The sequence below is a fragment of the Actinotalea caeni genome, assembly GCF_009733795.1.
GTDB classification, from domain to species: domain Bacteria; phylum Actinomycetota; class Actinomycetes; order Actinomycetales; family Beutenbergiaceae; genus Pseudactinotalea; species Pseudactinotalea caeni.
This window is the reverse complement of record NZ_WNXX01000007.1, coordinates 57834-70378: the sequence shown is the minus strand read 5'-3', so window position 1 is coordinate 70378 and position 12545 is coordinate 57834. Positions and strand designations below refer to the sequence as shown.

General features: G+C 72.2%; 10 protein-coding genes. 3 read left to right on the top strand and 7 right to left on the bottom strand.

The annotated features are described in order from the left end of the window. Positions 1–19: 19 nt before the first annotated feature. From GPA02_RS08180 to rhaI, 7 genes are all read right to left on the bottom strand, one after another. The gene (locus GPA02_RS08180; RefSeq protein ID WP_156199429.1) at positions 20–637 is read right to left on the bottom strand and encodes a hypothetical protein; all 618 of its coding nucleotides are present in this window, start codon (positions 635–637) and stop codon (positions 20–22) included. Positions 638–639: 2 nt separating this feature from the next. After that, positions 640–1563, bottom strand: a complete 924-nt coding sequence (locus GPA02_RS08175; protein ID WP_156199428.1) for a carbohydrate ABC transporter permease — start codon at positions 1561–1563, stop codon at positions 640–642. Continuing rightward, positions 1560–2435, bottom strand: a complete 876-nt coding sequence (locus GPA02_RS08170) for a carbohydrate ABC transporter permease (protein WP_156199512.1) — start codon at positions 2433–2435, stop codon at positions 1560–1562. The genes GPA02_RS08175 and GPA02_RS08170 overlap by 4 nt, the downstream gene beginning before the upstream one ends. A 143-nt stretch (positions 2436–2578) precedes the next feature. After that, positions 2579–3886, bottom strand: a complete 1308-nt coding sequence (locus GPA02_RS08165) for an extracellular solute-binding protein (RefSeq protein ID WP_156199427.1) — start codon at positions 3884–3886, stop codon at positions 2579–2581. A gap of 491 nt (positions 3887–4377) precedes the next feature. Further along, positions 4378–5901 carry a rhamnulokinase gene (locus GPA02_RS08160; protein ID WP_156199426.1) on the bottom strand — a complete coding sequence of 508 codons (1524 nt, stop codon included), beginning with the start codon at positions 5899–5901 and terminating at the stop codon, positions 4378–4380. 2 nt (positions 5902–5903) lie between these two features. Beyond that, positions 5904–7940, bottom strand: coding sequence for a bifunctional aldolase/short-chain dehydrogenase (locus GPA02_RS08155; RefSeq protein WP_156199425.1), 2037 nt, complete (start codon positions 7938–7940; stop codon positions 5904–5906). Between the two features lie 58 nt (positions 7941–7998). Further along, positions 7999–9168 (bottom strand): L-rhamnose isomerase, encoded by a 1170-nt coding sequence (gene rhaI, locus GPA02_RS08150; protein WP_156199424.1) that lies wholly within the window; start codon positions 9166–9168, stop codon positions 7999–8001. 195 nt (positions 9169–9363) lie between these two features. On the opposite strand from rhaI, the gene GPA02_RS08145 reads away from it, so the two are divergent. The 3 genes from GPA02_RS08145 (at position 9364) to GPA02_RS08135 (ending at position 12473) form a co-directional block, all read left to right on the top strand. Further along, complete coding sequence (locus tag GPA02_RS08145; RefSeq protein WP_156199423.1) at positions 9364–10422, top strand: LacI family DNA-binding transcriptional regulator; 1059 nt, start codon at positions 9364–9366, stop codon at positions 10420–10422. Between the two features lie 129 nt (positions 10423–10551). Beyond that, positions 10552–11658, top strand: a complete 1107-nt coding sequence (locus tag GPA02_RS08140) for a LacI family DNA-binding transcriptional regulator (RefSeq protein WP_156199422.1) — start codon at positions 10552–10554, stop codon at positions 11656–11658. Continuing rightward, on the top strand, positions 11646–12473 hold the full coding sequence (locus tag GPA02_RS08135) for a pyruvate, water dikinase regulatory protein (RefSeq protein WP_156199421.1): 828 nt from the start codon (positions 11646–11648) through the stop codon (positions 12471–12473). The genes GPA02_RS08140 and GPA02_RS08135 overlap by 13 nt, the downstream gene beginning before the upstream one ends. Positions 12474–12545: the final 72 nt, after the last annotated feature.

Sequence of the window (12545 nt, the reverse complement as noted above, 5' to 3'; positions counted from 1 at the left end):
TGCCGCCAGTTGCGCCGGCTCAGCCGGTGCGCCCCGCGCGGCGGTTCTCGACGGCGACCACGGCCAGCGTGAGCATGCCCGGCACGACCACCAGGAGGATCGGCAGCATCCAGACCAGCAGCGCGCACAGCCCGGTCGCGACGGCGAGCAGCACGCTGCCGCCGAGGTCCCCACGCGCCTCGGCACCCGCGCCGCGCACCGCCTCGCGCCACGTCGTCGCGCGGTCCCGCGCGCGCCGCCCGACCGCCCGGAGCGCGACGACGCAGACCGCGACGCCGAGCCCGATGCTGACCCAGCGGACGACCGCACCGCCGGGCAGCGGCGTGGTGGCCAGCAGCAGCACGTTGAACGCGAGCACCCCCAGCAGCAGCGGCAGCGCCACGCCGTAGCCCCACACGCCGCGCAGGTTCTCGCGGAACTCCGCGAGCAGCCGCGACAGCGGGTCACCGGTCAGCGCGGCGTGGCGACGCAGGTGGCCGGCACCGGCCGCGAGCGCGGCGAGGAACGTGACGACCGGCAACGACAGCACGGTCACGATCGCGCCGACCAGCAGCATCTCCGCGAACAGCGTGAAGCCCGGCGGCCGGTCCCGGCGGGGCAGCCCCGCCGGCCCGGTCGACCGGTCCCGCTCGGTCACCGTCACCCCTTGAGCCCCTGGGTGGCGACGCCGTCGATGAGGTAGCGCTGGAAGACGAAGAAGAAGATCGCGACCGGGATCAGCGCGAGCACCGCCATCGCGACCTGCGCGCCGTAGTCGGAGGTCGTCGTCTGGTCGACGAACAGCCGCAGCGCGATCGGCAGCGTGTACAGGTCCGGGCGCTTGAGGTACAGCAGCGGCCCCATGAACTCGTTCCAGGTGCTGATGAACACGAAGATCGCGACCGTGATCAGCGCCGGCCGCAGCAGCGGCAGGATGATCGAGGTGAACACGCGCAGGTGACCCGCGCCGTCGATGCGTGCGGCCTCGTCGAGCTCGCGCGGCAGCCCGCGCAGGAACTGCACGATGAGGAAGACGTGGAAGGCCGACGTCGCCAGGAAGTTGCCGATGAGCAGCGCGGTGAAGGTGTTGATGAGGCCCAGCCGCTGGAACAGGATGTACTGCGGGATCATCGTCACGTGGAACGGCAGCAGCAGCGTGCCGAGCATCACCGCGAACCACAGCCCTCGCCCGCGGAAGTCGATCCGGGCGAACGCGTACGCCGTCACGGCCGACGACGCGACCGTCGCGACCACCGAGACCACCGCGACGAACGTCGAGTTCCACACGAACGTCCAGAACGAGACGCCGCCGATGCCCTGCAGGGCGGTGAGGTAGTTGTCGAAGGAGGCGTTGGGCGAGAACGGGCTGACGCTGCCGAGGATCTCGGCGTGCGGCTTCGTGGAGCTGAACACCATCCAGATCGCCGGGTACAGCACGACGAGGCTGACGACGACCATGAACGCGTGGTAGGCCACGCTGCCCAGCCGCGAGCGGCCCTGGGCCTGCTGGCGGAGCCGGTCGCTGTCCTCCTGGGTGACCGGCGACGACGTGGGCGGCGTCGCGTCGGTGAGCGTCGTCGTCATCGGGAGTCTCCCTGGTAGTGGACCCAGCCCTTGGAGGTCTTGAACAGCAGCACGGTGATGACGCCGACCACGACCACGAGCACCCAGGCCATCGCCGAGGCGTAGCCCATCCGGAAGTCGGTGAAGCCGCGGATGTAGAGGTACAGCGTGTAGAACAGCGCGGAGTCGGCCGGGGCGCCGGTGCCGCCGGAGATGATGAACGCCGAGCCGAACACCTGGAAGGCGCCGATCGTCTCCATCAGCAGGTTGAAGAAGATGACCGGGCTCATCATCGGCACCGTGATCGTGAGGAACCGGCGGAACGCGCCCGCGCCGTCCATCTCCGCCGCCTCGTAGAGCTCGGTCGGCACCTGCTTGAGGCCGGCGAGGAAGATGACCATGGGACCGCCGAAGCTCCACAGCGCCAGCAGCACGAACATCGGCATCGTGAGGTCCTGGTTGCCGACCCAGCCGCCGGTGTCGATGCCGAAGATCTGCAGGAAGCTGTCGACGGCGGCGTCGTCGACGAACATCGCCTTCCAGACGATGGCGATCGAGATGCTCGCGGCGACCAGCGACGGCGCGTAGAAGGCCGAGCGGTAGAAGCCGAGCCCGCGGCGCCTGGCGTTGAGCAGCATCGCGACCAGCAGCGCCGCCACGAGCTTGACGGGCGTGCTGATGAGCACGTACGTGACGGTGACCTGGACCGACTTCAGGTACCGCGGGTCGGAGAACAGCCCGGTGTAGTTGTCCAGCCCCACCCAGTTCGCCTCGAAGAGGTCGTAGTCGGTGAACGACAGGTACAGCGAGGCCACCATCGGCCCGAAGGTGAGCAGGAAGAAGCCGAGCAGCCACGGCAGCAGGAAGGCGTAGCCGGCGATCGTCTCCCGCATCCGCGCCCGTCGCTGGGACGGGCGCGGCGCGGTGAGCGTCGCCGGAGGGTGCGTGGTGGTCACGGGGTGCTCCGGTCGGTCATCGGGGGCAGAGCGCCCCTGCCCGGCGGGGTCGCCGGGCAGGGGTCGCGGATGAGATCGGCTCAGGAGAGCGTCGACTGAGCGGCGGACATCCACTGCGAGGCGAACTCCTCGACCGTGATGTTGCCGTAGGCGAGCTCGCTCGCCAGCCGCAGCCACTCGGCCTCGATCGAGCCGTAGCCCTCGGGCAGCACCGGGGTCGACTCGGTGATGACGTCGGCCCACTCCTCCTCGAACGCGATCACCTGAGCGTCGGCCCCCTCGGCCGACAGCTGCGAGCGTGCGGACTCCGACGACGGGACGCCCCGGGAGGTGCCGAAGATCGCGCCGACCTCCGGGTCGTTGGTGAGGAAGTCGATCAGCGCGGCCGCGGCCTCCGGGTGCTGGGTGTTCGCCGAGGCGGACAGCAGCATCGAGGGCTTGAAGAACTGCGCGTGCTCACCGGTGGAGCCCACCGGGAGCGGGAGCATCTCGAGGCTCTCGGCGCCGGAGTCGGCGAGGTAGCCGGCGAGGAAGTTGTCCCAGGAGAACTCGGTCGCGAACAGGTTCGCGGTGAACCCCCCGAGCGGCTCGAGCTGGGCGACGGCCTCGGGCGCCATGAACAGGTCGTTGTCGCGCAGCGGCGCCACGAGCTGCAGCCAGTCGACGACGTCCTGCTCGCTGAAGGCGACCTGGCCGTCGGCGTCGAAGACCTCGATGCCCTCCTGCACCAGGTGCTGGACGAACAGCCAGAACACGCCGGTGAAGTCGCCGGTGCCGTACAGCTGCGGGTCGAGCGAGGCGCCGGCCTCGGCGGCGGCGACGCTCCAGTCGACGAAGTCGGCCCAGGTCTGCTCGGCGTCCGGGGCGTCGACGCCGAGGGACTCCAGCGTGGCCGGGTTGTAGAAGAGCGCGAGCGTGTTGGTCGACTGCGGGATCCCGACGAGCGCGTCCCCGACCTGTCCGGAGGCGAGCAGCGAGTCCGACATCCCGGAGACGTCGATGCCGTTGTCGACGAACGGGGTGAGGTCGAGGAACTGGTTGCGGTTGCCGAACTGGCTCAGGTAGGCGAGGTCGGTCTGCATGACGTCGGGGAGCGAGTTGCCCGCGGCCTCGGTCGCCCGCGCGGTCCAGTAGTCGTCCCACGTCGAGAACGTGGGCTGGACGGTGATGTTCGGGTACTCCTCGTTGAAGAGCTCGAGGGCCTCGGTGTAGCGGGCGGCGCGGTCGTCGTTGCCCCACCACGTCATCGTGAGGGTGATCTCCTCGTCGGGGTCGACGGTGCCGCCGGTGCTGTCGGAGCCGGGGGTGTCACCACCGCCACCGCACGCGGACAGGGTCAGGGCCGCGGCGGCGCCCGCGGCGGCCAGGGCAAGGGTCGTGCGCTTCATGGGCTGGGAGCCTCTCTGCTCGGGACGTCGGGGACGGCGGTCCAGGACTCGGTACCGACGAGCGGCTGTCAGCGCCGGCCTCGTGGATGAATCGATACAATACCCGCCGCGGACCGTGCGGCGCGCAGCGTTGCCAGATCGTTATGAATCGACTCATTGCCTCACGGGTCGGTCGCCGCCCCGACCGGACCCCACCGCGGCCTCGCCGGTGCCGGCGGCAGCTCGGCGAGCGGCGTGACGAGCAGCTGCGCGGCGACACCGATGCGGTGACCCGAGGCCCTGCGCCGCGCCGTGCTCCGCAGCGCCGTGCGGGTGGCCGATCCACAGTGCTGGTGACGGTGGGCCGTTCCAGGTGAGCCGACGGTGGGCCCTGTCCCGCAGTGCGGTGAGGGGGCGTGTTGCACAGTGCGGTCAATCCGCGCGGTGTTGCACAGTGCGGTGAAAGTGGGCCGTGTTCCAAAGTGCGGTGAAAGTGGCGGCGGGCGGGTCGGTCAGGCGTGCGTCGGCAGGCTCCGCAGCACCCGCTGCTCGGCCTCGCGCCAGCCCTGCAGCGCCGCCTCGTCGGTGGCCGGCTCGTACGTGCGCAGCCGCACCCCACGGGCGGCGACCTCGCGCAGCTCGGCGAGACCGCCGTCGAGCACGCCGAGCGCGCGCGCCTGCACGAGCACGTTGCCCAGCGCCGTCGACTCCTCGGGGCCGGCGACCACCGGCAGCCCGGTCGCGTCGGCGGTCTGCTGCATGAGCAGCGCGTTGCGCGCGCCGCCGCCGACGACGTGCACGACCCCCACCTCGCGGCCGGAGAGCTCGACGGCGTCGCGCACCGCCCGCCGGTAGGCCACGGCGAGGGAGTCGAGGATGCAGCGCGTCACCTCGGCGGGCGTGCCCGGCACCGGCTGCCCGCTGGCCCGCGCGTGCGCGGCGAGCCGCGCCGGCATGTCCCCGGGCGGCAGGAAGTCCGCGTGGTCGACGTCGACGACCGTGCGCCACGCCGGTACCCGCGCGGCCTCGGCGAGCAGCGTCGCCAGGTCGTGGGTCTCGCCGCGCTCCTGCCACACCCGCTGGGACTCCTGCAGCAGCCACAGCCCCATGACGTTGCGCAGGTAACGGACCGTGCCGTCGACGCCCAGCTCGTTGGTGAAGTTCTTCGCGCGGCTCGCCTCGGTGCGGATCGGCTCGTCGAGCTCGACACCCACGAGCGACCACGTCCCGCAGGAGACGTAGGCGAAGTCGGGTCGGCGCGCGGGCACCCCGACGACGGCGGAGGCCGTGTCGTGCGAGCCGACCGCGACCACCGGCACCTCCCCCAGCCCGGTGCGCCCCGCGACCTCGGGCGTGAGCGTCCCGATCACGGTGCCGGGCGGCACGACGTCGGGCAGCAGCGACCGTGGGATCCCCAGCCGCTCGAGGAGCTCGTCGGACCACTCCCCGGTACCGACGTCGAGCAGGGCGGTCGTCGAGGCGTTGGTGAGCTCCGCGACGCGCGCACCGGTGAGCCGGTGGGCGACGAGGTCGGGCATGAGCAGCAGGGTCTGCGCGCGGCCCCACAGCGGCCCGGAGCGCTCGGCCTCGAGCTGGAACACGGTGTTGAACGGCAGGTGCTGCATGCCGGTGACCCGGTAGAGCTCCGCCGCCGGGACCCGGGCGTGCACGCGCGGCACCGCCGCCTCGGTGCGCCCGTCGCGGTACGCGACCGGCTCGGCGAGCAGCGCGCCGTCCGCGTCGAGCAGGCCGTAGTCGACCGCCCACGTGTCGACGCCGATCGCCGTCAGCGGCCCCGCCTCGCCCGCGGCCCGGAGGCCGTCGAGGATCGCGTCGAGCAGCGCGGTGAGGTCCCAGCGCAGGGTGCCGTCGGCGTCGGGCACGGCCCCGTTCGGGAACCGGGCGACCTCGGCGAGCGTCACGACCGGGCCGTCGTCGCCGTCGGCGCGGCGCACCTCGCCCCGGATCACCCGGCCGCTGGACGCACCGAGGTCGACGGCCGCGAACGCCGCGACCGCTGCGGGCTCGGTCGCCATCGTCAGCGCAGGAACGCGGCCGCCACCCCGGAGTCCACCGGGATGTGCAGGCCGGTCGTCTGCGACAGGTCACCGGCCGCGAGCGCGAACGCGGCGGCGGCCACGTGCTCGGGCAGCACCTCCTTCTTGAGGAGGGTGCGCTGCGCGTAGTACGCGCCGAGCTCGGACTCCGGCACGCCGTAGACGGCCGCCCGCTGGGCACCCCAGCCGCCGGCGAAGATGCCGGAGCCGCGGACGACGCCGTCGGGGTTGATGCCGTTGACCCGGATGCCGTGGCCGCCGAGCTCGGCGGCCAGCAGCCGCACCTGGTGCGCCTGGTCGGCCTTGGTCGCGGAGTAGGCGATGTTGTTCGGACCCGCGAAGATCGAGTTCTTCGAGCTGATGTAGATGATGTCGCCGCCGAGCTTCTGGGCGATCATCGCGCGCGCCGCCTCGCGGGAGACGAGGAAGGAGCCGCGCGCCATCACGTCGTGCTGCAGGTCCCAGTCGGCGACCTCGGTCTCCAGCAGGGGCTTGCTGATCGACAGCCCGGCGTTGTTGACGACGAGGTCGACGCCGCCGAACGCGAGGTTCGCGGCCGCGATCATCGCCTTGACGTCGTCCTCGCTCGTGACGTCGGCGCGCACCGCGACGGCCTTGTCCGGGCCGCCGAGCTCGGTCGCCACGGCCTGCGCCTTCTCCTCGTCGAGGTCGGCGACGACGACGCACGCGCCCTCGGCGACGAACCGCTCGGCGATCGCCTTGCCGATCCCGGAGCCGGCGCCGGTGACGAGCGCGACGCGGGTGGCGAGCGGCTTCGGCTTCGGCATGCGCTGCAGCTTCGCCTCCTCCAGCGCCCAGTACTCGATGCGGAACTTCTCGCTCTCCTCGATCGGCGCGTAGGTGCTCAGGCCCTCGGCGCCGCGCATCACGTTGATCGCGTTGATGTAGAACTCGCCCGCCACGCGCGCGGTCTGCTTGTCCTTGCCGTAGGAGAACATCCCGACGCCCGGCACGAGGATGATCAGCGGATCGGCGCCGCGCATGGGCGGGCTGTCCGGGGTGGCGTGCCGCTCGTAGTAGGCGGCGTAGTCGGCGCGGTAGGCCTCGTGCAGCTCCTCGACGCGGGCCACGACCTTCTCCCACGGCGCGTCCGGCGCGAGGTCGAGCACCATCGGCTTGACCTTGGTGCGCAGGAAGTGGTCGGGGCAGCTGGTGCCGAGCTCGGCCAGCCGCGGGTGGTTGCGGGACGCGAGGAAGTCGAGCACGACCTTGTCGTCGGTGAAGTGCCCCACCATCGGCCGGTCGTGGGAGGCCACGCCGCGCAGCAGCGGCGCGAGCTCCGCGGCGCGGGCGCGGCGCCTGGCCCTCGGCAGCGGCTCGTACTTCTTGACACGGGCGCCGAACGGGTTCTTCTTGCTGTGGGCCTTGATGTACTTCTCCGCGGTCCGGATGATCCACAGCGAGTTCTTCTGGCACTGGGCCGAGGTGTCGCCCCACGCGGTGATGCCGTGCCCGCCGAGGATGCAGCCGATCGCGTGCGGGTTGGCCTCCTTGATCGCGGCGATGTCGAGGCCGAGCTGGAAGCCCGGGCGGCGCCACGGCACCCACACGACCTTGTCGCCGAAGATCGTGCGGGTGAGCTCCTCGCCGTCGACGGCGGTCGCGATCGCGATGCCGGAGTCGGGGTGCAGGTGGTCGACGTGCGCGGCGTCGACCAGGCCGTGCATCGCGGTGTCGATCGACGGCGCCGCACCGCCCTTGCCGTGCAGGCAGTAGTCGAACGCGGCCACCATCTCGTCCTCGCGCTCGACGCCCGGGTAGACGTCGACGAGCGAGCGCATCCGGTCCAGCCGCAGCACCGCCAGCCCCGCCTCGGTCAGCGTGCCGAGGTCGCCGCCCGAGCCCTTGACCCACAGCAGCTCGACGGGCTCGCCGGTGACCGGGTCGGTGTCGGCGCCCTTGGCGGAGGTGTTGCCGCCGGCGTAGTTGGTGTTGCGCGGGTCGGCGCCGAGCGCGTTGGAACGCGCGATCAGCTCGGCTGCTGCCTGGTTCGTCATCGGTCTTCCTGTGCTGTCGTGGTGATGGTGTGCGTCCGCCCGACGGCGGCGGGTCGCCTCAGGCGCCCCAGCCCGCCTGGGTCCCGCCGACCCGCTCCTGCGCGACCTTCTCGGCGTAGCCGGAGGCGACGAAGGCGGCGACCGGGTCGCCGTCGAGCCCCTTGCTCTCGCGGATCTCGGCGAGCAGCGGGCGCACGTCGGTGTTGTAGGCGTCCATGAGCGCGGCGTTGGCGCCGAGCACGTCGCCCTCGCGCTGCGCGGTGGCCAGCGCCTCCCGGTCGACCAGGAGCGCCTTGGCGGTCGCCTCCTGGACGTTCATGACCGAGCGGATCTGGGCCTGGATCTTCGGCTCGATGTTGTGGCACTGGTCGAGCATGAAGTTGACGCCGGAGGAGGGGTCGAGCGCGTCGGCGGCGACGATCTCGTTCATGATCCGGAACAGCTGGAACGGGTCGGCGGCGCCGACCATGAGGTCGTCGTCGGCGTAGAAGCGCGAGTTGAAGTCGAACGCCCCGAGGCGGCCGAGCCGCAGCAGCTGGGCCACGATGAACTCGATGTTGGTGCCGGGCGCGTGGTGGCCGGTGTCGAGCACGACGGTCGCCTGCTCGCCCAGCGCGAGGCAGTGCACGAGCGAGGTGCCCCAGTCCGGCACGTCGGTGGCGTAGAACGCGGGCTCGAAGAACTTGTACTCGAGCAGGATCCGCATGTGCGGGTCGAGGGCGGCGTAGATCTCGGCGAGGCCCTCGGCGAGCCGCTCCTGCCGCGACCGCAGGTCGTCCTGACCGGGGTAGTTGAGACCGTCGGCGAGCCAGATCTTGAGATCGGTCGAGCCGGTGGCGCGCATGACATCGATGCAGTCGAGGTGGTGCTTGACCGCCTTGGCGCGTACCCGCGGGTCGGGGTTGGTGAGCGAGCCGAGCTTGTAGTCGTCGTCCTGGAAGACGTTGGAGTTGATCGCGCCGATGCTGACGCCGAGCTCGCGCGCGTGGCGGGCGAGGTCGTCGAAGTCGTCGACGAGGTCCCAGGGGATGTGCAGCGAGACGCGGGGGGCGGCGCCGGTGTAGCGGTGCACCTGCGCGGCGTCGGCGATCTTCTCGTAGGGGTCGCGCGGCACGCCTGGCGTGCTGAACACCTTGAACCGGGTGCCCGAGTTCCCGAACGCCCAGGAGGGCAGCTCGATGGTCTGGGCCTCCAGGGCAGACCGGACGTCGGCGGACGGCGTGCTCATCGGGGCTCCTTGCGGGGGTGATCGACGACGGCGTGGATCGGCGAGACGTTGAAACGTTTCATGCTTGCTCGAACGGTAGTGACCGCACCGGCGCGGTGTCAAGACGACGGTACGTCTGCACGGCGGACGTGTGGTCGGGGTCACGGAGCGAGGCGCCTACCATGTCGCCCACGACCGCCGACGTGAGGGAGCGACATGGCCACGGGCGAGGAGCCCGCAGACGACCTCGGGATCCCGCCGGGCAAGAAGCCGGCGATCAAGGACGTCGCACGCCTGGCGGGCGTCGCCGTCGGCACGGTCTCGAACGTCCTCAACGACCGCCCGACGGTGAGCCCGGAGACGCGTGAGCGGGTGCTGGAGGTGATCCGCCGGATCGGGTACGTGCCGAACGCGACGGCCCGCCGGCTGCGCTCGGGCGAGGTCACGACGATCGGCGCGGTCGTGCTCGACCTCGCGAACCCCTTCTTCACCGAGATCGCCCGCGGCATCGAGGACCGGCTCGCGCAGGACGGCTACGTCCTCATGCTCGCCAGCTCCGACGAGAACCTCGACCGCGAGCGCCGCTACCTCGACCTGCTGCTGCAGCAGGGCGTGCGTGGCGTGCTGGTGACGCCCGCCGGCGCCGACCTCGACCACCTGCGCGAGATCCGCGACCGCGGCACCGACGTCGTGCTGCTGGACGCCTACTCGCGCGAGTTCCCCTCCGTGGGTGTCGACGACGTCGCGGGCGGCGCGCTCGCGGCGGCGCACCTGCTCGACGGCGGCCGCAGCCGGCTCGCGTTCTTCAACGGCCCGCACACGGTGCGGCAGTGCGCCGAGCGGCACGCCGGCGTCGAGCGCGCCTTCCTCACCCGTGAGCTCGACCCGGCGGCGGTCACCGAGGTGACGCTGCCCGCCCCGATGACCGCCGAGCTCGCCGAGAGCGCCACGCACGAGCTGCTCGACCGTCCCGGGCCGCACCCGGACGGCATCTTCTGCATCAACGACATCGTCGCGCTGGGCGTGCTGCGCGCGCTGCGCGAGCGCGGCATGTCCGTGCCGGACGACGTCGCGGTGGTCGGCTACGACGACGTCATGTTCGCCTCGATGCTGACGACGCCGCTGACCTCGGTGCGGCAGCCGAAGCGCCAGCTCGGCTGGACCGCGGCCGACATCCTCCTGCGCGGCGACGACGAGGGCGCAGAGCGGCACGTCGAGTTCGTCCCCGAGCTCGTGGTGCGCGCCTCGAGCGGCGCGGCCGGCGACGCGGGCTGAGCCGCTGTCGCGACGCGCCCCTGGGCCCCGCCGAAGGCGAGGCAGCATCGGCGAGCATGCGTGACGGCGCGGCGTTGAATCGATAAACTCCCGGCGGGCGCACGGCCCGTGAGGAACGAGGGGGCCAGCATGCCGACGCAGACGGACGCCGGCGCGGGCCGGGTGCGGCGACCGAGCGTCACCGACGTCGCGCGGCTCGCCGGGGTGTCGGTCGGCACGGTCTCGAACGTGCTCAACCGCCCCGACCGGGTGGCGGGCGCGACCCGCGAGCGCGTGCTCGCCGCGATCGAGGAGCTCGGCTTCGTCCGCAACGCCTCGGCCCGGCAGCTGCGCAGCGGCGAGATCACGACGATCGGGGCGGTGCTGCTCGACATCGCCAACCCGTTCTTCACCGAGATCGCCCGCGGCATCGAGGACCGGCTCGCGGTCGACGACCTCACGCTCATGCTCGCGAGCTCCGACGAGAACCCCGACCGCGAGGCGCGCTACCTGCGGCTGTTCGCCGAGCACGGCGTCCGCGGCCTGCTCGCGACACCGTCGCACGGCAGCATCGACGCGCTGCTGGCGGTGCAGGACAAGGGCATCCCCGTCGTCCTGCTCGACCACGTCTCCCCCGTGCCGGAGCTCGGCTCGGTCGCGGTCGACGACGTCACGGGCGCGGGCCTGGCGATCACGCACCTGCTCGAGCAGGGCCACCGCCGTATCGCGTTCGTCAACGGCCCGATGACGTTGCGGCAGTGCGTCGACCGCCGCGACGGCGTCGTGCAGACGCTGACCGAGCACGGGCTCGACCCCGCCGAGGCGCTGGTCGAGCTCGGCGTCGACAACCTCAACGCCGACGCGGGCGCCGCGGCGCTGGACGACCTGCTCGACCGGCCCGGGCCGCGCCCGACGGCGGTGTTCTGCGTCAACGACCTCACCGCGCTCGGCGTGCTGCGCGCGCTGCGGGAGCACGGTGTGCCCGTCCCCGAGGAGATGGCCGTCGTCGGCTACGACGACGTGTCGTTCGCGTCGATGCTCACGACGCCGCTGACCTCGGTCCGGCAGCCGATGCACACCCTCGGCTGGACCGCCGCCGACATCCTGCTGCGCTCCGGCGCGGGCGAGCCGGAGCAGGTCGTGTTCACGCCCGAGCTCGTCGTGCGCGCCAGCAGCGACCCCGCGCCTGAGGCCCGGCCGCGGTTCGGCCTCGCGGCCACGCGCCGCGGTGGCAGGATCGCCGGGTGGCCGAGGTGATCCACATCCACGTCGTCGCGGACTCCACGGGCGACACGGCAGCGCGCGTCGCGCGCGCGGCTCGCGCGCAGTACGCCGACCGGGAGATCCGGATCATCCGGCACCCTCGGGTCGGCTCCCCCGAGGCGCTGCGCGCCGTCGTCGACCCGCTCACCGGGCTCACACGCACGGTCGTGGTGTTCTCGACGCTCGCCGACGAGGAGCTCAAGGCGCTGCTCGCGCAGCTGTGCGCCGAGGCCGGGCTCGTGCACGTCGACCTGCTGGAGCCCGCGGTCGACGCGCTGCAGCGCGCGATCGGCGAGGCCCCCTCGCGGACGGTGCACCCGATCGGGGTGGGCGAGGACTACTTCCGGCGGATCCAGGCGATGGAGTTCGCGATCGCCAACGACGACGGCAAGCTCACCAGCCCGCTCTCCGCCGCCGACATCGTGCTCGTCGGCGCCTCCCGCACCGGCAAGACGCCGCTGTCGATGTACCTCGGCTACCTCGGCTACAAGACCACCAACATCCCGCTGGTCCCCGGGATCCCGGCGCCGCGTGCGCTGTTCGAGGTCGACCGCTGGAAGATCGTCGGCCTGACGATCGACCCCGAGCGGCTGCAGGAGATCCGGCACCGGCGGGTCCGGCACCTGGGCGCGACGGCAGGCCGCGACGGCTACGCCGAGCTCGCCAAGATCTACGACGAGCTCGAGGAGGTGGGCGCGGTGCAGCGGCGGCTCGGCTGCCCCGTCCTCGACACGACGGCCCTCGCGATGGAGGAGGCCGCGGTGCGCGTCATCGAGCTGGTCGAGCACCGCCGCGACCAGCTCGCGTGACCTCGCTCACACTGGATCGATTCGACGTCTCGCGCACGCCCACGCCGTCGGACACCCGCCGCACGGCGCCGC

What these genes read in the sequence shown, in the direction of transcription:
- GPA02_RS08175 (WP_156199428.1), bottom strand. Translation starts at nt 1,563, where the DNA reads ATGACGACGACGCTCACCGACGCGACGCCGCCCACGTCGTCGCCGGTC.
- GPA02_RS08170 (WP_156199512.1), bottom strand. Translation starts at nt 2,435, where the DNA reads ATGCGGGAGACGATCGCCGGCTACGCCTTCCTGCTGCCGTGGCTGCTC.
- GPA02_RS08165 (WP_156199427.1), bottom strand. Translation starts at nt 3,886, where the DNA reads ATGAAGCGCACGACCCTTGCCCTGGCCGCCGCGGGCGCCGCCGCGGCC.
- GPA02_RS08160 (WP_156199426.1), bottom strand. Translation starts at nt 5,901, where the DNA reads ATGGCGACCGAGCCCGCAGCGGTCGCGGCGTTCGCGGCCGTCGACCTC.
- GPA02_RS08155 (WP_156199425.1), bottom strand. Translation starts at nt 7,940, where the DNA reads ATGACGAACCAGGCAGCAGCCGAGCTGATCGCGCGTTCCAACGCGCTC.
- rhaI (WP_156199424.1), bottom strand. Translation starts at nt 9,168, where the DNA reads ATGAGCACGCCGTCCGCCGACGTCCGGTCTGCCCTGGAGGCCCAGACC.
- GPA02_RS08145 (WP_156199423.1), top strand. Translation starts at nt 9,364, where the DNA reads ATGGCCACGGGCGAGGAGCCCGCAGACGACCTCGGGATCCCGCCGGGC.
- GPA02_RS08140 (WP_156199422.1), top strand. Translation starts at nt 10,552, where the DNA reads ATGCCGACGCAGACGGACGCCGGCGCGGGCCGGGTGCGGCGACCGAGC.